This is a genomic window from Ramlibacter montanisoli, from assembly GCF_013087525.1.
Lineage (GTDB): Bacteria > Pseudomonadota > Gammaproteobacteria > Burkholderiales > Burkholderiaceae_C > Ramlibacter > Ramlibacter montanisoli.
On record NZ_JABFCS010000002.1, the window covers coordinates 240,394 to 261,321 of the forward strand.

General features: G+C 68.7%; 17 protein-coding genes and 3 pseudogenes. 12 read left to right on the plus strand and 8 right to left on the minus strand.

Annotation, left to right across the window (positions count from 1 at the left end; all coding sequences use genetic code 11):
- Positions 1 to 25: 25 nt before the first annotated feature.
- On the minus strand, positions 26 to 619 hold the full coding sequence (locus tag HK415_RS23400) for a response regulator transcription factor (protein WP_253262386.1): 594 nt from the start codon (positions 617 to 619) through the stop codon (positions 26 to 28).
- Positions 620 to 971: 352 nt separating this feature from the next.
- On the opposite strand from HK415_RS23400, the pseudogene gcl reads away from it, so the two are divergent.
- The 4 genes and pseudogenes from gcl to HK415_RS23420 all read left to right on the plus strand — a co-directional run bounded on the left by gcl (position 972) and on the right by HK415_RS23420 (position 6,780).
- Positions 972 to 2,716: pseudogene (gcl, locus tag HK415_RS23405) on the plus strand (glyoxylate carboligase).
- The gene (gene hyi, locus HK415_RS23410) at positions 2,716 to 3,495 is read left to right on the plus strand and encodes a hydroxypyruvate isomerase (RefSeq protein WP_171563833.1); all 780 of its coding nucleotides are present in this window, start codon (positions 2,716 to 2,718) and stop codon (positions 3,493 to 3,495) included. The pseudogene gcl and the gene hyi overlap by 1 nt, the downstream one beginning before the upstream one ends.
- Positions 3,492 to 4,391 (plus strand): 2-hydroxy-3-oxopropionate reductase, encoded by a 900-nt coding sequence (locus tag HK415_RS23415; RefSeq protein ID WP_171563778.1) that lies wholly within the window; start codon positions 3,492 to 3,494, stop codon positions 4,389 to 4,391. The genes hyi and HK415_RS23415 overlap by 4 nt, the downstream gene beginning before the upstream one ends.
- Before the next feature lie 97 nt (positions 4,392 to 4,488).
- A pseudogene (locus tag HK415_RS23420) lies at positions 4,489 to 6,780 on the plus strand (NADP-dependent malic enzyme).
- Positions 6,781 to 6,873: 93 nt separating this feature from the next.
- Here HK415_RS23420 and HK415_RS23425 read toward each other — a convergent pair.
- A complete protein-coding gene (locus HK415_RS23425; RefSeq protein ID WP_171563779.1) occupies positions 6,874 to 7,140 on the minus strand; it encodes a GlsB/YeaQ/YmgE family stress response membrane protein in 267 nt (88 codons plus the stop codon).
- A 333-nt stretch (positions 7,141 to 7,473) separates the two neighbouring features.
- Between HK415_RS23425 and HK415_RS23430 the strand changes: the two genes are divergently transcribed.
- The 6 genes from HK415_RS23430 to HK415_RS23455 all read left to right on the plus strand — a co-directional run bounded on the left by HK415_RS23430 (position 7,474) and on the right by HK415_RS23455 (position 11,830).
- Positions 7,474 to 8,508, plus strand: a complete 1,035-nt coding sequence (locus tag HK415_RS23430) for an ABC transporter substrate-binding protein (protein WP_171563780.1) — start codon at positions 7,474 to 7,476, stop codon at positions 8,506 to 8,508.
- On the plus strand, positions 8,505 to 9,350 hold the full coding sequence (locus tag HK415_RS23435; RefSeq protein WP_171563781.1) for an ABC transporter ATP-binding protein: 846 nt from the start codon (positions 8,505 to 8,507) through the stop codon (positions 9,348 to 9,350). Before HK415_RS23430 ends, HK415_RS23435 begins: the two co-directional genes overlap by 4 nt.
- Positions 9,347 to 10,114, plus strand: a complete 768-nt coding sequence (locus HK415_RS23440; protein ID WP_171563782.1) for an ABC transporter permease — start codon at positions 9,347 to 9,349, stop codon at positions 10,112 to 10,114. The genes HK415_RS23435 and HK415_RS23440 overlap by 4 nt, the downstream gene beginning before the upstream one ends.
- A 4-nt stretch (positions 10,115 to 10,118) precedes the next feature.
- Complete coding sequence (locus HK415_RS23445) at positions 10,119 to 10,949, plus strand: urease accessory protein UreD (protein WP_171563783.1); 831 nt, start codon at positions 10,119 to 10,121, stop codon at positions 10,947 to 10,949.
- A 155-nt stretch (positions 10,950 to 11,104) separates the two neighbouring features.
- Entirely contained in the window at positions 11,105 to 11,599 is a 495-nt protein-coding gene (locus HK415_RS23450; RefSeq protein WP_171563784.1) for a hypothetical protein, read from the plus strand.
- A gap of 3 nt (positions 11,600 to 11,602) precedes the next feature.
- On the plus strand, positions 11,603 to 11,830 hold the full coding sequence (locus HK415_RS23455) for a hypothetical protein (RefSeq protein WP_171563785.1): 228 nt from the start codon (positions 11,603 to 11,605) through the stop codon (positions 11,828 to 11,830).
- On the opposite strand, the gene urtE is transcribed toward HK415_RS23455, so the two are convergent.
- From urtE to urtA, 5 genes and pseudogenes are all read right to left on the minus strand, one after another.
- A complete protein-coding gene (gene urtE, locus HK415_RS23460; protein ID WP_171563786.1) occupies positions 11,827 to 12,519 on the minus strand; it encodes an urea ABC transporter ATP-binding subunit UrtE in 693 nt (230 codons plus the stop codon). The genes HK415_RS23455 and urtE overlap by 4 nt on opposite strands.
- A 1-nt stretch (position 12,520) precedes the next feature.
- Positions 12,521 to 13,396, minus strand: a complete 876-nt coding sequence (gene urtD / locus HK415_RS23465) for an urea ABC transporter ATP-binding protein UrtD (RefSeq protein WP_171563787.1) — start codon at positions 13,394 to 13,396, stop codon at positions 12,521 to 12,523.
- Positions 13,393 to 14,481, minus strand: a complete 1,089-nt coding sequence (gene urtC, locus HK415_RS23470) for an urea ABC transporter permease subunit UrtC (RefSeq protein WP_171563788.1) — start codon at positions 14,479 to 14,481, stop codon at positions 13,393 to 13,395. The genes urtD and urtC overlap by 4 nt, the downstream gene beginning before the upstream one ends.
- A gap of 124 nt (positions 14,482 to 14,605) precedes the next feature.
- Positions 14,606 to 16,174, minus strand: coding sequence for an urea ABC transporter permease subunit UrtB (gene urtB, locus HK415_RS23475; protein WP_171563789.1), 1,569 nt, complete (start codon positions 16,172 to 16,174; stop codon positions 14,606 to 14,608).
- Positions 16,175 to 16,285: 111 nt separating this feature from the next.
- Positions 16,286 to 17,561, minus strand: a pseudogene (gene urtA / locus HK415_RS23480) (urea ABC transporter substrate-binding protein).
- 267 nt (positions 17,562 to 17,828) lie between these two features.
- Here urtA and HK415_RS23485 point away from each other — a divergent pair.
- Both HK415_RS23485 and HK415_RS23490 read left to right on the plus strand, forming a co-directional pair.
- Positions 17,829 to 18,410, plus strand: coding sequence for a hemerythrin domain-containing protein (locus HK415_RS23485; RefSeq protein ID WP_171563834.1), 582 nt, complete (start codon positions 17,829 to 17,831; stop codon positions 18,408 to 18,410).
- Between the two features lie 98 nt (positions 18,411 to 18,508).
- Complete coding sequence (locus tag HK415_RS23490; protein ID WP_171563790.1) at positions 18,509 to 19,882, plus strand: dicarboxylate/amino acid:cation symporter; 1,374 nt, start codon at positions 18,509 to 18,511, stop codon at positions 19,880 to 19,882.
- 109 nt (positions 19,883 to 19,991) lie between these two features.
- Here the strand turns inward: HK415_RS23490 and HK415_RS23495 are convergent, their stop codons facing one another.
- On the minus strand, positions 19,992 to 20,921 hold the full coding sequence (locus HK415_RS23495) for a LysR family transcriptional regulator (protein ID WP_171563791.1): 930 nt from the start codon (positions 20,919 to 20,921) through the stop codon (positions 19,992 to 19,994).
- Positions 20,922 to 20,928: the final 7 nt, after the last annotated feature.

A 20,928-nucleotide genomic window follows, 5' to 3' on the forward strand; every position in this document is an offset into this window, starting at 1 on the left:
CCGTGGGCTTCTCGCGGCCGCCCGCTCAGCGCGGGGTGTGCTCGTTCCAGGCGCGCAGGTCGGTGTCCTGCGGCAGCCCGAGCACCGTGCGCACCACGCTCAGCACCGCTTCGGGCGCGCAGGGCTTGGTGATGTAGCCGTCCGCGCCGAGGCCGATGCCCTTGATCACGGCCTCGCGCGTGGCCTTGCCGGTCAGCATGATCACCGGCACGTCCTTGAGCACCGGGTGCTGGCGCACGCGCTGCAGGATGTCGAAGCCGTCGGCGTCGGGCAGCATCACGTCCAGCAGGATCAGGTCGGGCACCGGCGGGCGCCGGATCTGCTCGACGACCTCGGCGCGATTGCCCGCCTGCCGCACCTCGAAGCCGGAGAGCGTGAGCAGCGTGGTGGTGAACTTGGCGAGCGTCGGTTCGTCCTCCACCACCACCGCCGTCAGGCGCTGGCCCGGCTGCGGCGGCTGCGCCGGCGGCCGCTCGCGCGCGATCTGCACGTAGAAGCCGCTGCGCTGCAGGGAGTTCAGGCCCGCATCGGCCTCGGCCTTGCCGACCGAGCGCTGCAGGCTGCGCAGGTCCGCGTTCCAGGTGAGCGTGAGCGGATCCTCTTCGACGACGTCCACCATGTGCGCGTTGCGCAGCCTGGTGAAAGTGGTGGCGAACGAGGCCGCGGCCTCCGGCGGCGCTTCTGGAGCACCTCCTCCAGCTTGAGCACGCCATCGAAGCGCACCAGCAGGTCCAGTTCCGCCGCCGACAGCGTGGTCGCCTTGCTGCGCAGCTGCGCCTGGCCCAGGGACGTGAGTGCGTAGACGTCGTTCGGATGCATGCGCCGAGTGTGCCTCCGCCATGGATGGGAAGCAAGCCGGGCCGGTCAGATCGGCGCCGCCCATGCCGCCATGGAATAGGTCTTATGGCCCGCCGCCGCCTTCCGGCACGGAGGGACCCTGCCTAGAGTCGGTCCATCACAGGAGACGATCCATGACCAAGATGACCGCTGCCCAGGCCGCTGCCTGGGTGCTGGAAAAGGAAGGCGTGACGCAGGCCTTCGGCGTGCCGGGGGCCGCCATCAACCCCTTCTACGCCGCGCTGCGCAAGCAGGGGACCATCGGTCACATCCTGGCGCGCCACGTCGAGGGCGCCTCGCACATGGCCGAGGGCTACACGCGCGCGGCCGCCGGCAACATCGGCGTGTGCATCGGCACCTCGGGGCCGGCCGGCACCGACATGATCACCGGCCTGTACTCGGCGCAGGCCGACTCGATCCCCATCCTGTGCATCACCGGCCAGGCGCCGCGGGCCCGCCTGTACAAGGAGGACTTCCAGGCCGTGGACATCGAGTCCATCGCCAAGCCGGTCACCAAGTGGGCGGTGACCGTGCGCGAGCCGGCGCAGGTGCCGCGCGCATTGCAGCAGGCCTTCCACCTGATGCGCTCGGGCCGCCCCGGCCCGGTGCTGGTGGACCTGCCGGTGGACGTGCAGATGGCGGAGATCGAGTTCGACCCCGACACCTATTCGCCGCTGCCGGTGTACAAGCCTTTCGCCACGCGCGCCCAGGCGGAAAAGGCGATCGCCATGCTGCAGCAGGCGCAGCGCCGCTGATCGTCGCCGGCGGCGGGATCATCAATGCCGACGCGGCGGACCTGCTGGTGGAGTTCGCCGAGCTGACCGGCGTGCCCGTGATCCCCACGCTCATGGCCTGGGGCGCGATCCCCGACGACCATCCGCTGATGGCGGGCATGTGCGGCCTGCAGACCAGCCACCGCTACGGCAACGCCACCATGCTGGCCAGCGACTTCGTGCTGGGCATCGGCAACCGCTGGGCCAACCGGCACACGGGATCGGTGGAGGTCTACACCAAGGGCCGCAAGTTCGTGCACGTGGACATCGAGCCCACGCAGATCGGCCGCGTGTTCTCGCCGGACTACGGCATCGTGTCCGATGCGGGCGCGGCGCTGCGCCTGTTCATCGAGGTCGCGCGCGAGCTCAAGGCGGCGGGCCGCCTGCAGGACCGCACCTCCTGGGCCGCCGATTGCCTGGAGCGCAAGCAGACCCTGCACCGCCGCTCCGACTACGACGACGTGCCCATGAAGCCGCAGCGCGTCTACCAGGGCATGAACGAGGCCTTCGGCCCGGAGACCTGCTACGTCAGCACCATCGGCCTGTCGCAGATCGCGGGCGCGCAATTCCTGCATGTCTACAAGGCCCGCAACTGGATCAACTGCGGCCAGGCCGGGCCGCTGGGCTGGACCGTGCCCGCGGCGCTGGGGGTGCGCGCGGCCGACCCCACGCGCCGCATCGTGGCGCTGTCCGGCGACTACGACTTCCAGTTCATGCTGGAGGAGCTGGCGGTGGGCGCGCAATTCAAGCTGCCCTACATCCACATGGTGGTGAACAACTCCTACCTGGGCCTCATCCGACAGGCGCAGCGCAACTTCGACATGGACTACTGCGTGCAGCTCGCCTTCGACAACATCAACCTGCCGCCCGACGTGCCGGAACACGGCTACGGCGTGGACCACGTGAAGGTGGTGGAAGGCCTGGGCTGCAAGGCGATCCGCGTGCACCGGCCCGAGCAGCTCGCCCCGGCGATCGCGCAGGCCGAAACCTGGATGAAGGAGTTCCAGGTGCCGGTGGTGGTGGAGGTGATCCTCGAGCGCGTGACCAACATCGCCATGGGCGCCGAGATCGACAAGATCATGGAATTCGAAGAGGAGACCGCGTGATGCCCCGCCTGGCCGCCAACCTGAGCATGCTCTTCACCGAGCTGCCCTTCCTGGAGCGCTTCGCCGCCGCCCGCGCGGCCGGCTTCGGCGCCGTCGAATACCTGTTCCCCTACGAATTTCCCAAGGAGGAACTCGCTGCGCGCCTGCGCGCGAACGGGCTGAAGCAGGTGCTGCACAACCTGCCGGCCGGCGACTGGGCGGCGGGCGAGCGCGGCATCGCCTGCCATCCCGGCCGCGTCGATGAATTCCGCGCCGGCGTGGACCGGGCGATCCTCTACGCCCATGCGCTGGACTGCGGCCAGCTCAATTGCCTGGCCGGCAAGCTGCCCGGCGGCGTGACGCGCGAGCAGGCGCATGCCACCTTCGTCGCCAACCTGAAGTACGCGGCGGCGACCCTGCGCCCCGAAGGCATCCGCCTGTTGATCGAGCCGATCAACAGCTGGGACATCCCCGGCTTCTTCCTCACCCGCACCGAGCAGGCGATCGCGATCCTGGAGGAAGTGGCGTCCGACAACCTGTACCTGCAGTACGACGTGTACCACGCGCAGCGCATGGAAGGCGAGCTCGCCGCCACGCTGCAGCGCTACCTGCCGCAGATCGCGCACATCCAGGTGGCCGACAACCCGGGCCGCAACGAGCCCGGCACCGGCGAGATCAACTACGCATTCCTGTTCCGGCACCTCGATGCGCTGGGCTGGCGCGGCCACGTGGGCTGCGAGTACCGGCCGCGCACGACGACGCTGGAAGGCCTGGGCTGGATCACGGGGATCGCGCGATGACTTCCGACCCATTGAAGATCGGCTTCATCGGCCTGGGCGTGATGGGCACGCCGATGGCGGGGCACCTGGTCGCCGCCGGCCACCAGCTGTACCTGCACACCCGCAGCAAGGTGCCGCCCGCACTGGCCGACAGCGGCGCCACCCAATGCATCAACGCCCGCGGCGTCGCGGAACGCGCGGACATCGTGTTCCTCATGCTGCCGGACACGCCGGACGTGGAGCAGGTTCTGTTCGGCGAATACGGCGTCGCGGGCGGCCTGGCGCGCGGCAAGCTGGTGGTGGATTGCAGCTCGATCGACCCGATCGCCACCCGCGCATTCGCCGCGCGCATCCGCGAACGGGGATGCGAGTACGTGGATGCGCCGGTGTCGGGCGGCGAAGTGGGCGCGAGGGCCGCCAGCCTGAGCATCATGGCCGGCGGCAGCGAAGCGGCGTTCGCGCGCGCGCAGCCGCTGCTGGCGCTGATGGGGAAGAACATCACGCACGTCGGCGCGGTCGGCGACGGCCAGGTCTGCAAGGTCGCCAACCAGATCGTGGTCGCCCTCAACATCGCGGCGGTGGCCGAGGCGCTGGTGTTCGCATCCAAGGCCGGCGCCGATCCGGCCAAGGTGCGGCAGGCCCTCCTGGGCGGCTTCGCGTCCTCGCGCGTGCTGGAGGTGCACGGCGAACGGATGATCAAGCGCACCTTCGCGCCGGGCTTCCGGATCGCGCTGCACCAGAAGGACCTGAACCTGGCGCTGCAGGGCGCGCGCGCGCTGGGCCTCGCGCTGCCGCAGACTGCGATCGCGGCCCAGCTCATGCAGGCGTGCGCGGCGCTGGGGCTGTCGCAGTCCGACCACTCGGCCGTGGTGCAGGCGCTGGAAGCGATGGCGCAGCATGCCGTGGCGAACCCTTGAGCCAGCGCAAGTGGCCTTGAATCCGCGTATTTCTACTCAGAAGGGGGTGGGCGAACGGGCGTAGGGTGGGGTGCACAGAAGAACAGAAGGCACACCCATGAACGAACCCACCACCCAGGCCGAACTGGCGCTGCGCGACGCGGCGCGCGAATACCACCGCACGCCGACCAAGGGCAAGATCTCCATCACGCCGACCAAGCCGCTGTCCAACCAGCGTGACCTGTCGCTGGCCTACTCGCCCGGCGTCGCCTATCCCTGCCTGGACATCCAGGCCGATCCCTCGCTGGCCTACGAGTACACCTCGCGCGGCAACCTGGTGGGCGTCATCACCAACGGCACCGCGGTGCTGGGCCTGGGCGACATCGGCGCGCTGGCCGGCAAGCCGGTGATGGAAGGCAAGGGCTGCCTGTTCAAGAAGTTCGCCGGCATCGACGTGTTCGACATCGAGCTGGCCGAGCGCGACCCGGACAAGCTGGTCGACATCGTCGCGGCGCTGGAGCCGACGCTGGGCGGCATCAACCTGGAGGACATCAAGGCGCCGGAATGCTTCTACATCGAGAAGAAGCTGCGCGAGCGCCTGAACATCCCGGTGTTCCACGACGACCAGCACGGCACCGCCATCATCTCGGGCGCGGCACTGCTCAACGGCCTGGAACTGGTGGGCAAGAAGATCGGCGAGGTGAAGCTGGTGTCCTCGGTGCCGGCGCGGCCGCCATCGCATGCCTGGACCTCATGGTGGGGCTGGGCCTGAGCCCCGGAACATCTTCGTGGTCGACTCCAAGGGGTGATCTTCCAGGGCCGCCCGGGCGGCTACGACGAGTCGAAGGCGAAGTACGCGCAGGACACTTCGGCCCGCACGCTCGCCGACGTGGTGAAGAACGCCGACGTGTTCCTGGGCTGCTCCACCGCCGGCGTGCTGACGCCGGCGATGGTCAAGACGATGGGCGACAAGCCGATCATCCTGGCGCTCGCCAATCCGGAACCCGAGATCCGCCCCGAGCTGGCCCGGGAGGCGCGGCCGGACTGCATCATCGCCACGGGCCGTTCGGACTACCCGAACCAGGTGAACAACGTCCTGTGCTTTCCCTACATCTTCCGCGGCGCGCTGGACTGCGGCGCCACCAAGATCACCGAGTCGATGAAGCTCGCCTGCGTGCGCGAGATCGCGCAGCTGGCCAAGGCCGACATCAGCGAGGAGGTGGCCAATGCCTATGCGGGCAAGGAGCTGTCCTTCGGGCCCGACTACATCATCCCCACGCCCTTCGACTCGCGCCTGATCCTGCGCATTGCGCCGGCGGTGGCGCGGGCCGCGGCGGAATCCGGCGTGGCCACCCGGCCGATCACGGACTTCGACGCCTACACGCAGAGCCTCACGCGCTTCGTCTACCAGACCGGGATGATCATGCGGCCGGTGTTCGTGGCGGCCAAGCAGTCGAACGCCAAGCGCGTGGCCTATGCCGAGGGGGGGGAGGACGAGCGCGTGCTGCGGGCCGCGCAGCTGGCGGTGGACGAGAAGCTGGCGCAACCGATCCTGATCGGCCGGCCGGCGGTGATCGAGGCGCGCATCGCCAAGGCGGGTCTGCGGTTGAAGCTGGGCCAGGACGTCACGGTCGTCAATCCGGAGAGCGACACGCGCTTTCGCCAGTACTGGGAGACCTACCACCGGCTGATGGGCCGCGACGGCATCACGCCGGAGGCGGCCAAGGCAGCGGTGCGGCGCTCCAACACGCTGATCGGCGCCCTGTCGGTGTACCTCGGCGATGCCGACGCCATGCTGTGCGGCATGGTGGGCCGCTTCGAGCACCACCTGGAGCACGTGCGCGACGTGATCGGCTGCCGTGAAGGCGAAGGCTTCGCCACGCTCAACGCGCTCATGCTGCCGGAACGCACGCTGTTCATCGCCGACACCTACGTCAACGAGGAGCCGGACGCTGAGTTGCTGGCCCGCATCGCCGTGATGGCTGCCACCGAGGTGCGCCGCTTCGGGCTGCCGCCCAAGGTGGCCTTCCTCTCGCACAGCAACTACGGCTCGTCGCGGCGCGGCTCGGCGATGAAGATGCGGCAGGCGCGCGAGCTGTTCACCCGGCTGGCACCGGACGTGGAGTGCGACGGCGAACTGCAGGGCGACGCCGCCCTGTCGGAAAAGGTGCGGCGCGACAGCCTGATGGACAGCACCCTGTCCGGCGAGGCCAACCTGCTGATCTGCCCCACGCTGGACGCGGCCAACATCCTGTTCAACGTGCTCAAGATGACCGGCGGCCACGGCGTGACCGTGGGCCCCATCCTGCTGGGCGCCAAGGCGCCGGTGCACGTGCTCACGCCCTCGGCGACGGTGCGGCGCGTGGTGAACATGACGGCGCTGGTCTCCGCGGCCGCGGTCCGTGCCTGATCGGGCGGCACAAAAAAATAGAGCGCCCGGCCAGGCGCTCCATGACGCGGGCGCAGACCCGCGTGGGGTACTTCGTTTCTTATTCGTTTCCGCTTAGCGGACGCGGCCGCGGCGGAACAGGTTCACGATCGCCAGCAGGATGACGGCGCCGATCAGCGACACGACCACCGAGCCGATGCTGATGCCCTGGTTGATGGTGCCCACGCCCACCAGCGGGGAGATGAGCCAGCCGCCCAGGAAGGCGCCGACGATACCCACCACGACGTTCAGCAGGATGCCCTGCTGACCGTCAGTGCGCATCACGAGGCTGGCCAGCCAGCCGACGATACCGCCAATGATCAACCAAATCAGAAAACCCATAGTCGCACTCCTTTAGCCGCGAACGGCGTGTTGTTGATGGTCGGGCCATGGCCTTTTGGGGGCCACGGTCCACCTGCCCGGGGAGGGCCGGTGCTGCTCACTATGGTTGCGCCAGTAAAGCGCGGGCGTAGGCGGGGAGTGGTCCCGGAGTGCGGGGCTAGCGCGTGGGTACGTCGGACTAGTCGTACCGTAACCGAGCCATTTTTCACGGGTAAGCCCGGTCAGGCGGGAATAAGCGCAGGCCTGACAATACGGCCGCGCGGGTACAGCTCGACGGCATCGATCTTGCTTTTACCCGTGGGTCCACATATCAAGGCATTCCGGAGCCGATTCATGCACAAGAGGGTATTTCTCCACGCCATGGGCGCCGTCGCGCTCGCCACCACCTCGGCCGTCCAGGCGCAAGCCGTCACGCCGATCAAGTTCCAGCTCGACTGGCGCTTCGAGGGTCCGGCCGCGCTGTTCCTGGTCCCCGCCGCCAAGGGCTACTTCAAGGATGCCAAGCTGGACGTGACCATCGACGCCGGCACCGGCTCCGGCGCTGCGGTCCAGCGCGTGGCCAGCGGCACCTACGACATGGGCTTCGCCGACATGGCGGCCCTGATGGAGTTCCACGCCAACAACCCGGACGCGCCGAACAAGCCGGTGGGCGTGATGATGGTCTACAACAACACGCCGGCCGCCGTGATGGCGCTGAAGAAGTCCGGCATCAAGTCGCCGGCCGACCTCACCGGCAAGAAGCTGGGCGCGCCGGTGTTCGACGCCGGCCGCCGCGGCTTCCCGATCTTCCAGAAGGCCAACGCGATCCAGAACGTGACCTGGGTGTCCATGGACCCGCCGCTGCGCGAGACCATGCTGGCGCGCGGCGAGGTCGACGCCATCACCGGCTTCACCTTCACCTCGCTGCTGAACCTGGAAGCGCGCGGCGTGAAGCTGGAGGACGTGGTGACGCTGCCCTACCCGCAGTACGGCGTGAAGCTCTATGGCAACGTGATCATCGCCAGCCCCAAGCTGATCCGCGAGAACCCGCAGGCGATCAAGGCCTTCCTGGCCGCCTTCGCCAAGGGCGCCAAGGAGGCGATGGCCAACCCGGACGCCGCCGCCGAGACGATCAAGGCGCGCGACGGCATCGCCAACATCGACATGGAGAAGCGCCGCTTCCGCATGGCGATCAACGACGTGATCGCCAGCCCCGACGCCCGCGCCGAAGGCTTCGGCCAGGTCGTTCCCGCGCGCCTGTCGCTGATGGCCTCGCAGGTGTCCGACGCCTTCAACACCAAGACCCGCGTCAACGCGGACACCGTCTGGAATGGCTCCTTCCTGCCTTCGAAGGCGGAGCTGAACGTGCTGCCGCCCGCGCGCAAGTGACGGGGCAGGCGCAGGACGTCGCCGCCGCGGGCGGCGACTTTTTCATCCGCTTCTCGGACGTCTGGCTCGCCTACAACGAGGAACTGGAGCAGGCCGGCCACTTCGCCGTGGAGGCGATCGACCTGAAGGTGCGGCAGGGCGAATTCATCGCCATCGTCGGGCCTTCCGGCTGCGGCAAGTCCACCTTCATGAAGCTGGCCACCGGCCTGCGGCCGCCCTCGCGCGGCCGGGTCGTGATCGACGGCCAGCCGGTGACCGGGCCGCTGAAGATCTCCGGCATGGCCTTCCAGGCACCGTCGCTGCTCCCCTGGCGCACCACGGTGGACAACGTGCTGCTGCCGCTGGAGATCGTGGAGCCCTACCGCAGCCAGTTCAAGCGCAAGAGGCCGGAATACGTGGAACGCGCCCGCGCCCTGCTGCGCAAGGTGGGCCTGGCCGGCTACGAGGACAAGTTCCCCTGGCAGCTCTCGGGCGGCATGCAGCAGCGCGCGAGCATCTGCCGCGCGCTGATCCACGAGCCCAAGATGCTGCTGCTCGACGAGCCCTTCGGCGCGCTCGACGCCTTCACGCGCGAGGAGCTTTGGTGCATCCTGCGCGACCTGTGGACCGAGCAGCGCTTCAACGTGGTGCTGGTCACGCACGACCTGCGCGAATCGGTGTTCCTGGCCGACACGGTGTACGTGATGAGCCGCAGCCCCGGCCGCTTCGTGGTGCAGCGGCAGATCGAGCTGCCGCGGCCGCGCGACCTGGAGATCACCTACACCAGGGAGTTCACCGACATCGTGCACGAGCTGCGCGGGCACATCGGCGCGATCCGCAAGACCACGGAGGTGGCGCCATGAGGAACCGCGCCTTCGAGAAATGGGCGCCCTGGCTGCTGGTGGCGGCGGTGCTGATCCTCTGGCAGGTGGTGGTGCAGGGCTTCGCGATTCCCGAATACCTGTTCCCCTCGCCCTGGGAGATCACCAGGCAGATGGTGGAGTTCAAGGGCCCGCTGCTGGCCGCGGCCTGGAGCACCTTCTGGGTCACCATGGTGGGCTTCGGCCTGGCCATCGTGGTCGGCGTGATGCTCGGTTTCCTGATCGGGTCCTCGCGCCTGGCGTACGCCGCGCTCTATCCGCTGATGGTGGGCTTCAACGCGGTGCCCAAGGCGGCGATCGTGCCGATCCTGGTGGTGTGGTTCGGCATCGGCATCGGTCCCGGCATCCTGACTGCCTTCCTGATCTCCTTCTTCCCCATCATGGTGAACATCGCCACCGGCCTGGCCACGCTGGAGCCGGAGCTGGAGGACGTGCTGCGCGTGCTGGGCGCGCGCCGCTGGGACGTGCTGGTGAAGGTGGGCCTGCCGCGCGCCATGCCCTACTTCTACGGCTCGCTGAAGATCGCGATCACGCTGGCCTTCGTGGGCACCGTGCTGGCGGAGATGACGGCGGGCGACAGCGGCATCGGCAACCTGATCCAGACCGCGGGCAGCCAGCAGCGCATGCCGCTGGCCTTCGCCGGGCTGGTCACCATCAGCGTGATGGCGATGGCGATGTACGAGCTGTTCAGCGCGATCGAGAAGCACACCACCGCCTGGGCGCACCGCGGTTCCCAGGCCGCGTGAGGCCATGAGCTGGCATGCGTCGCTGCGGCTGGACTACGCCCGCGAGGGCAGCCGCAGCGTTGCGCGCTTCGCCCACGACGGGCCGCTGCGCATCCTGCAGAGCATGTGGCCTGAAGGCGATGCGGTCTGCCACAGCGTGCTGGTGCACCCGCCCGGCGGGCTGGTGGGCGGCGACACGCTGCAGGTGGAGGTGAGCGCGGCGCCGGGCAGCCACGGCCTCGTCACCACGCCCGGGGCCTCGCGCTTCTACCGCAGCGAGGGCGAGGCCGCGGTGCAGGACGTGCGCATCCGCATGGACGCCGGGGCACGCCTCGAATGGCTGCCGCTGGAGGCGCTCTATTACAGCGGCTGCCGCGCCGAGAACCGGCTGCGCATGGACCTGGCGCCGGGCGCGGAACTGCTCGGGTGGGACATCGCGGCCCTGGGCCTGCCGCAGGCCGAACAACCCTTCGTGCGTGGCAGCGTGCTCCAGCACCTGGAGCTGCAGGGTGCCTGGCTGGAGCGCGGACGCATCGCCGCCGACGACGCGCGCCTCATGGACGGACCGCTGGGCCTGGCGGGGCACCGCTGCCTGGCCAGCCTCTTCCTCGTAGCCGGCGAAGACCTGCCCCGGCCGCGGCGCGACATGCTGCTCGATGCGGCCCGTGCCGTGATCGAGCCGCATGCGCTGGTGGCCAGCGCCGGCGCCACCGCGCCCGGCCCGCGCGTGGTGGTGGTCCGCGTGCTGGCGCCCCTGGTGGAGCCCGCCTTGCAGCTGCTCAAGGCGGTGCGGCGGGCCTGGCGCCCGCTGCTCTGGCAGCTGCCGGCCGCAGAGCCTCGCGGCTGGATCCTCTAGAAGCCTGGGCGGCTTCCAACGTCAGTCGCCGCCTGCAAGGCAGCGTCCTACCCGACCATGGGCCGGCTTCCCCCGGCATGGGAGCCCCTTTCCGGCAGCCTGCGGCCGGTCCGTCGCCCACACTGGCTCCATTGACTGAATTGAAGGAGTTCCCCATGAAAAAGACGGACCGGTCGCTCAAGAGCATGATGTCCTTCGGCGCTGCCGCCCTGCTTGCGGTCGGTGCCGCCACCGCCCAGGTCGCCACCTCCGATGCCAGCTTCCCCGGCACCGCGATCATCGACTCCACGGGCAGCTTCCAGTCGGAAGTGAACGCCTGCAACACGGGCAAGACCCAGCAGGACCGTGCCGACTGCCTGAAGGAAGCGCGCAACGCCGCTGCCGAGAAGCAGCGCGGCCGCCTGGAGAGCTACAGCGCCAACGCCGCCGCCCGCTGCGAAGTGCACACGACCGGTGAAGACCGCGCCGCCTGCCGCGCCCGCGTGATGGGCATGGGCGATGTCGAAGGCAGCGTCGCCGGCGGTGGCCTGCTGCGTGAAGTCGAGACCGTGGTGATGCCCGAAGGCCAGGCCTCGATCACCGTGAACCCGCAGACCGACGCGGGCCCGATCGTGCTGGTCCCCGAGACCCGCACCATGGGCAACCGCTGAGCAATGGATTCGAACGAACGCAAGGGGCCGGGCGAAGCCGAGGGCGACGGCAAGGCGCAGCACGGCTACCGCAGCGAAGTGAGCTGGGACGGCGGCCAGGGCCGCCAGCCCTACACCAACCAGGAAGAAGAACTGGGCCCGGCGGCCGCTGGGGAATTCGAGGGCGGCAATGCGGGGGACACCGCGGGCCGCAACCTGCGGGACCTGGAAGAAGTCAAGCGCAGGCCCTAGATGGCCACGAGCTGCCGCACGCCCCGGGCCTCCATGTCCTTGCCCGGTCCTTGCGCGACCACCTCGCCGCGCTCCATCACCACGTAGCTGTCGGCGAGCTCCTGCGCGAAGTCGTAGTACTGCTCCACCAGCAGGATCGCCATGTCGCCGCGGTCGGCCAGCATGCGGATCACGCGGCCGATGTCCTTGATGATGCTGGGCTGGATGCCTTCGGTCGGTTCGTCCAGCACCAGCAGCTTCGGCTTGGCCGCCAGCGCGCGGGCGATCGCCAACTGCTGCTGCTGGCCGCCGGAGAGGTCGCCGCCGCGCCGGTGCAGCATCTGCTTCAAGACCGGGAACAACTCGAACAGCTCCTGCGGGACCGGCGTGCCGCCGGGCCGCGTGGCCAGGCCCATGCGCAGGTTCTCCTCCACCGACAGCCGCGCGAAGATCTCGCGGCCCTGCGGCACGAAGCCGATGCCGGCGCGGGCGCGCTGGTAGGGCGTGGACTGGTGGATCGCACGGCCGTCGAACTCGATGCTGCCGGTCTTGATGGGGACCAGGCCCATCAGCGACTTGAGCAGCGTGGTCTTGCCGACGCCGTTGCGCCCGAGGACCACGGTCACCTGCCCCGGCCTGGCCTCGACGCTGACGTCGCGCAGGATGTGCGAGCCGCCGTAGTACTGGTTGATGTTGCGGATGGCGAGCATGTCAGCGTCCCAGGTAGACCTCGATCACCCGCTCGTCCCCCTGCACCTGTTCCAGCGTGCCTTCCGCCAGCACCGCGCCTTCGTGCAGCACCGTGACCTTCTCGGAGATCGTCCTGATGAAGCTCATGTCGTGCTCCACCACCATCAGCGAGTGCTGGCCCTTGAGCGACAGGAACAGTTCGGCCGTGCGCGCGGTTTCTTCGTCGGTCATGCCGGCCACCGGTTCGTCCAGCAGCAGCAATTTGGGGTCCTGCATCAGCAGCATGCCGATCTCCAGCCACTGCTTCTGCCCGTGGCTGAGCGTGCCGGCGAGCCGGTTCACGCTGTCGGCCAGGTGGATGGTGCGCAGCACTTCGGCCAGCCGGTCGCTGTCGGCCGAATCGGGGCGGAAGAACATCGAGGCCTTGACGCCCTTGTCGGTCTTGAGCGCCAGCTCCAGGTTCTCGTACACCGTGAGCTGCTCGAACACCGTCGGCTTCTGGAACTTGCGGCCTATGCCCATCTGCGCGATCTCGGCTTCCTTGTAGCGCAGCAGGTCGATGGTGCTGCCGAAGAAGACGGTGCCGTGGTCGGGCCGGGTCTTGCCGGTGATGATGTCCATCATCGTGGTCTTGCCGGCGCCGTTGGGGCCGATGATGCAGCGCAGTTCGCCCGGCGCGATGTCCAGCGAGAGCTTGTTGATCGCCTTGAAGCCGTCGAAGCTGACGCTGACGTCCTCCAGGTACAGGATGCGGCCGTGCGCGGTGTCCACTTCGCCCGGCACGACGGGCCGGCCGAAGCCGGCGGCGCGGCCACCGGACTCCGTGCGGTTGCGCGTGGCGAGCTGCGCATAGGCCGAGACCCGGCGCGCGCCCTCTTCCATCAGGTCGGGCGTCATGCCTTGGACCTCCACTGCTTCACCAGGCCCACCACGCCGTTGGGCAGGAACAGGGTGACGGCGATGAACAGCGCGCCCAGGAAGTACAGCCAGAACTCCGGCGCGCTCACCGTCAGCCAGCTCTTGGCGCCGTTGACCAGGAAGGCGCCGATGATGGGGCCGACCAGCGAGGCGCGCCCGCCGACCGCCGCCCACACGGCGATCTCGATCGAGTTGGCCGGGCTCATCTCGCCCGGGTTGATGATGCCCACCTGGGGCACGTAAAGCGCGCCGGCCACGCCGCACATGATGGCGCTGATGGTCCAGATGGTGAGCTTGTAGCCGATCGGGTTGTAGCCCGAGAACATCACGCGCGATTCGGCGTCGCGGATCGCCTGCAGCACGCGGCCGAACTTGCTGGCCACCAGGAAGCGCGCGAACAGGAAGAAGGCCAGCAGCGTGAGCCCCGTGAGCACGAACAGCGTCATGCGCATCTGCGGCGTGGCGATCGCCATGCCGAGGATGCGCTTGAAGTCGGTGAAGCCGTTGTTGCCGCCGAAGCCGGTCTCGTTGCGGAAGAACAGCAGCATGGCCGCGAAGGTCAGCGCCTGCGTGATGATGGAGAAGTACACGCCCTTGATGCGCGAGCGGAAGGCGAAGTAGCCGAACACGAAGGCGATCACGCCCGGCACCGCGACGATCAGAACCAGCGTGGCGAGGAAGCTGTCCGAGAAGGCCCAGTGCCAGGGCAGCTCCTTCCAGTCCAGGAACACCATGAAGTCCGGCAGCTCGCTCTTGTAGTTGCCGTCGCGCCCGATCTGGCGCATCAGGTACATGCCCATGGCATAGCCGCCGAGCGCGAAGAACAGGCCGTGTCCCAGCGACAGGATGCCGGTGTAGCCCCAGATCAGGTCCATGGCCAGCGCCGCGATCGCGTAGCACATGATCTTGCCGACCAGCGCGACGGCGTAGTCGCTCAGGTGGAAGGGGCTGCTGGCGGGGACGACGAGGTTGAGGATGGGCGCAAGGGCGCAGACGGCGACGAGGGCGAAGAGGAAGGCGGTCCAGCCGGTTTTCGTGAGCAGCGGCTGGCGCCTGGGCAGCATGTCCTCCTCCCCCCTGGGGGAGGGTTGGGGTGGGGGCGCTCGCCGGCGCACCAGCGTTGGCACCCGCAGCGCCCCCACCCTGCCCTCCCCCGGGGGGAGGGTTCCAAGACCGGAAGAACCGCACTCATGCCTCCGCGCTCCTTCCCTTCACCGCGAACAGCCCTTGCGGCCGCTTCTGGATGAACACCACGATCAGCACCAGCACGGCGATCTTGGCCAGCACCGCACCGGCCCAGCCTTCGATGAACTTGTTCAGCACGCCCAGTCCCAGCGCGGCGTACACCGTGCCCGCCAGCTGGCCCACGCCACCGAGCACCACCACCATGAAGGAATCGACGATGTAGGCCTGCCCCAGGTCAGGCCCGACGTTGCCGACCTGGCTCAAGGCACAACCCGCGAGGCCGGCGATGCCGGAACCGAGCGCGAAGGCGTAGGTGTCCACGCGCGCCGTGTTCACGCCCATGCAGGAGGCGATCGGCCGGTTCTGCGTCACGCCGCGCACGAACAGGCCGAGGCGCGTGCGCGAGATCAGCAGCGCCATGCCGGCCAGCACCGCGAAGGCGAAGCCGACGATCACGATGCGGTTCCAGGGCAGCTGCAGGTTGGCGGTGATCGCCAGGCCGCCGCTCATCCAGCTGGGGTTCTCCACGCCGACGTTCTGCGCGCCGAACACCGAGCGCACCAGCTGCATCAGCATCAGGCTGATGCCCCAGGTGGCCAGCAGCGTCTCCAGCGGCCGGCCGTAGAGGAAGCGGATCACGCCGCGCTCCAGCACCGCGCCCATGAGCGCGGAGGCGAGGAAGGACACCGGCACCGCCGCCAGCAGGTACCAGTCGAAGGCGCCGGGCAGGTATTTCTGGAACAGGCCCTGCACCACGTAGGTGGCATAGGCGCCGATCATCATCAGCTCGCCGTGCGCCATGTTGATGACGCCCATCAGGCCGTAGGTGATGGCCAGGCCCAGCGCCACCAGCAGCAGGATGGAGCCGAGGCTGATGCCGGAGAAGACCGCCGCCGCGCGCTCGCCCCACACCAGCGAGGACTGCATACTGCGCAGCGAGGACTGCAGCGCCGACTTCACGTCCGGGTCGGCCTCTTCCTTCACCCGCGCGAGCAGCAGGCTGCGGGTGGCGGAGCTGCGGCTGGCGGACAGCAGCTGCGCGGCTTCCAGCCGCCGCTGCTTGTCGCTGCTGGAAAGCAGCGCCGCGGCGCGCACCAGCGCCAGCTGCTCCTTGATCGCAGCGTCCTGTTCCGCCGCATAGGCCTTCTCGATCAGCGGCAGCTTGGATTCGCTCGGCTCCTTCTGCAGTTCGGCGACCGCCGCCGCGCGCAGCTTGGCGTCGGGCGAGAAGAGCTTCAGCGCCGCCAGCGCGGAGTCGAGCTCGCCGCGCATGCGGTTGTTGTTGATGACGTCCTCGGCGTCGGCCGGCAGCGTCGCTGCGGCGCCGGTGACGGGGTCGCTCGCCTTGTCGTCGCGCACGACGAACACGGCCGTGCCGGCAGTCTTCACCGCATCGTCGGCCAGCGCCTGGATGAAGGCCGCCGTCCTGTCGTCGGCGGCGGCCACGGCCTTGTTGAGGGCTTCGATGCGGGCGTCGGTTTCGCCGAGGGCGATGGCGCGGGCTTCGTCGGCGGTGAGGGCCGAAGCAGGATTGGAAGAGAGCGCCAGCAGAAGAAGAAATAGTCGGAGCATGGGTTCCTGCGTGTGCTCGGGTGTGCGCGGGGGCGCGCCGCGCCGGGCCGCCCCCAGCGGCCGCGCCGCCCCCCAGTGGGGGAGGCGGCCGCAGGCCGCTTCGGGGGCGTCCTACATCTTCGACTTGCCGTCCGGCTCGTCCTTCTTCTTGTCGTTGCCCTCGATGAAGGGCGACCAGGGCTTGGCCTTGACCGGGCCTGGCGTCTTCCACACGACGTTGAACTGGCCGTCGGCCTTCACTTCGCCGATGAACACCGGCTTGTGCAGGTGGTGGTTCTTCATGTCCATGGTGGCGGTGAAGCCCGAGGGCGCCTTGAAGGTCTGGCCGGCCATTGCCGCGATCACCTTGTCGGTGTCGGTGGACTTGGCCTTCTCCACCGCCTGCGCCCACATGTGCACGCCGATGTAGGTGGCTTCCATCGGGTCGTTGGTCAGCGGCTTGTCCTTGTGGCCAGCGATGTTCTTGGTCTTGGCGTAGCCGCCCCACTTCTTGGTGAACTCGGTGTTGGTCGGGTTCTTCACGGACATGAAGTAGTTCCAGGCGGCCAGGTGGCCCACCAGCGGCTTGGTGTCCACGCCGCGCAGTTCCTCCTCGCCCACCGAGAACGCCACCACCGGCACGTCCTTGGCCTTCAGGCCGGCGTTGCCCAGTTCCTTGTAGAAGGGCACGTTGGAGTCGCCGTTGATGGTGGAGATCACCGCCGTCTTCTTGCCTTCGCCGGAGAACTTCTTCACCTTGGCGATGATGGTCTGGTAGTCGCTGTGGCCGAAGGGGGTGTACTCCTCCATGATGTCCGCGTCGGCGACGCCCTTGGACTTCAGGAAGGCGCGCAGGATCTTGTTGGTGGTGCGCGGGTACACGTAGTCGGTGCCCAGCAGGACGAAGCGCTTGGCGCCGCCGCCGTCCTTGCTCATGAGGTATTCGACGGCCGGGATGGCCTGCTGGTTGGGCGCCGCGCCCGTGTAGAACACGTTCTTGGACAAGCTCCTCGCCCTCGTACTGCACCGGGTAGAACAGCAGGCCGTTGAGCTCCTCCACCACCGGCAGCACCGACTTGCGGCTCACCGAGGTCCAGCAGCCGAAGATCACGGCGACCTTGTCCTGCGTCAACAGTTGCTTGGTCTTCTCCGCGAACAGCGGCCAGTTGGAGGCAGGATCGACCACCACCGGCTCGAGCTTGCGGCCGAGGACGCCGCCCTTGGCGTTGATCTCCTCGATCGCCATCAGCGCGGTGTCCTTCAGGACCGTCTCGGAGATGGCCATGGTGCCGGACAGGCTGTGGAGGATGCCGACCTTGATCGGGTCCTTGGACTGGGCGAAAGCCACGCCCGTGGCCGCCAGGGCGAGGGCGGCGGTGAGGGCTTGGAGGGTGAAACGACGTTGCATGTGGGCTCCAGAGGGAAGTGGGAAACGCCAGGCCATGCTAGGGATGGGCTGCCCGCGGGGCCATACGACACATGGCGTACGGGGCGTCACAAGTGCTTGCCCGGTGTTCGCGCGCCGGCCGCTACAAAGGGGCAGCCGGGCCCCCTGCCGACAGCGCCCGCCGTCCGCGTCCGACACACCGGGTGCGGCCGGCACGGCCCAATAGGCGCAATGCATGCCATGTAAGCGAGGCGCGACGATGTCCCTGATGTCCCAGTTCTCCCCAGCATCACCAACCTGATCCGGCTGGACCACACCCACGTGCTGACGGCCTTCCACCAGTACGAGCTGGGCTCGTCGGAACGCCTGCGCAAGGGCCTGGTGGACAACGTCTGCCTGGCCATCGAGATCCACGCGCAGCTGGAGGAAGAGATCTTCTATCCGGCCCTGCGCGTCGTGGCGGACACCGAGATGCTGCGCAAGAGCACGCCCGAGCACGACGAGATGCGCGGCCTGATCTCGCGCCTGCGCAACATGCCGGTCGCCGATCCCGCCTTCGACGACACCTTCTTCGAGCTGATGCGCCACGTGATGCACCACGTGGCCGACGAGGAGACCCTGCTGCTGCCGGCCGCCGAGCGCCTGCTGCCCGACCAGCTGTCCGAACTGGGCGCGCAGATGACCAAGCGCCGGCTGGAACTGGCCGGCCCGCGCGCGCCCGAACTGGCCAGCAGCATGGCCCGTTCCATGAGCGGCGGCACCCTGGTGGGCATCGGCAGCGCGATGCTGGCCGGAGCCTACCTGCTGACGCGGCGCGGCCCCGGGGACCGCCTGGCGGCGGCGCGCAAGCGCTTCTCACGAGCCGTCTGATCCGCGTCAAACATTGCAAGTGAGTACGTAATAACCGCGACGACGGCGGTGGGGGTCGGCTTGGACAATTCAGGGTTTTCCCTGACCCTCCAAGCACCATGCTCGCACCGCCCGCTCCCGGCACCCTGACGAAGGCCAGCCGCCGCCCCCTGTACCGCTCGCTCTACGTGCAGGTCCTCGCCGCCGTGATGGCGGGCGTCCTGCTCGGACACTTCTACCCGGCCCTCGGCGCGGACATGAAGCCGCTGGGCGATGCCTTCATCAAGCTGATCAAGATGATGATCGCCCCGATCATCTTCTGCACCGTGGTGGTGGGCATCGCCGGCATGGAGGACATGAAGAAGGTCGGCAAGACCGGCGGCCTGGCGCTCCTGTACTTCGAGGTCGTCAGCACCCTGGCGCTGGTGATCGGCCTGGTGGTGGTGAACGTGCTGGAGCCCGGCGCGGGCATGAACGTGAACCCGGCCTCGCTGGACACCAAGGGCATCGCCGCGTACACGGCGCCCGGCAAGATGGGCAGCACGACCGACTTCCTGATGGGCGTGATCCCCGGCACCATCATCGACGCCTTCGCCAAGGGCGACATCCTGCAGGTGCTGCTGATCTCGGTGTTCTTCGGCTTCGCGCTGCACCGCTTCGGCGGCCGCGGCACGATGGTGTTCGACATGATCGAGAAGACCTCGCACGTGCTGTTCACGATCGTGGGCTTCATCATGAAGGTGGCCCCGATCGGCGCCTTCGGCGCGATGGCCTTCACCATCGGCAAGTACGGCCTGGGCTCGCTGTTCTCGCTGGGCAAGCTGATGGGGTCCTTCTACCTGACCTGCCTGCTGTTCATCTTCGTGGTGCTGGGCACCATCGCCCGCGTGCACGGCTTTTCCGTGTGGAAGCTGATCAAGTACATCAAGGAGGAACTGCTGGTGGTGCTGGGCACCTCCTCGTCCGAGACCGTGCTGCCGCGCATGATGGAGAAGATGGAGAACCTCGGCGCCAAGAAGAGCACCGTGGGCCTGGTGATCCCCACCGGCTACTCCTTCAACCTCGATGGCACCTCGATCTACCTGACGATGGCCGCCGTGTTCATCGCGCAGGCCACCAACACGCCCATGTCGCTGACGCAGCAGCTCACGCTGCTGGCCGTGCTGCTGCTCACGTCCAAGGGCGCCGCCGGCATCACCGGCAGCGGCTTCATCGTGCTGGCGGCCACGCTGTCCGCCGTCGGCGAAGTGCCGGTGGCCGGCCTGGCGCTGATCCTGGGCATCGACCGCTTCATGTCGGAAGCGCGCGCGCTGACCAACCTGATCGGCAACGGCGTGGCGACGCTGGTGGTGGCGAAGTGGACGGGCGACCTGGACACGGCGCAGCTGAAGGCGCACCTGGACCACCCGACGCGCGAAGAGACCGACGAACCGGAGGAGATGCACGAGGCGGTGGATGCGCACATGCATGTGCGTCCGCAGGTTTCGGCCTGAAGTTCGCGCATCGCTGGGGTTCGCCTTCGGGCTCACCCCAGCCTACGAAGTCCGTGCCGCCGTAGGCTGGCGGTGAGCGCGCGCAGCGCCGAACCCCAGCGTTGCGCGATCACGAAAGCGCCGCCAGCGCCTCCACGAACCCCGCTGCCGCCGGCGACAACTCCCGGTGCCGCCGCGTGATCAGGTGCAGCGAGGGCACCTGCAGCGGCAGCTCCAGCGGCAGCACCTCGAGCACCCCCAGCCGCGCATAGTGCGCCGCCAGCGACGCCGGCATGATCGCCGCCATGTCGCTCGCCTCCAGCAGCACCGTGGTGGCCACCGTCGACGCAGTCTCGGTGATGTCCAGCCGGCCGTGCAGCCCCGCCTCGCGCAGCGCCGACTCGAAGCGGCTGCGCTGCGGCGAGCCGGGCGGCTGCAGGATCCAGGGCCAGCGCACCAGGTCGGCCAGCGCGAGATCGGATTTCTCCAGCAGCGGATGCCCCGCGCGCACCACCGCCACCTGCGGCTCCGCCAGCAGCGGCTCGATCCGCAGTTCGTCCTCGAAGTGCCCCTCGGTCGGACGACCCAGCACCAGGTCCACGTCGCCGCGTTCCAGCAGTCCCAGCATCACGTCGCTGGTCTCCACCAGCACCGACACCGCCACGCGCGGATGCTGCCGCTTGTACGCGGCGAGCGCCGGTGCCAGCAGCTGCGGCAGCCCGCCCGGCACAGTGCCCAGGCGCAGCCGTCCGCGCAGCCCCGAGCGCAACGCCGCCATCTGCTCGCGCGCGAAGCCGAAGTCCACCAGCTGCTGGCGCGCGTAGCGGATCAGGACCTCGCCGGTGGGCGTGGGCTCCATGCCGCGCGCCAGCCGCGTGAACAGCGCCACCCCCAGCGTCTCCTCCGCCTGCTGCAGCAGCTTGGTGGCGGCCGGCTGGCTCAGTCCCAGGCCGGCGGCGGCCCGCCCCAGGTTGCGCTCGCGGCCCAGCGCCTCCAGCAGCAGGAGTTGCCGGATGCGCAGCCGCATCAGCAGGGCGGCGTCGGAAAGGGCTTTGGCCATGGGAGCA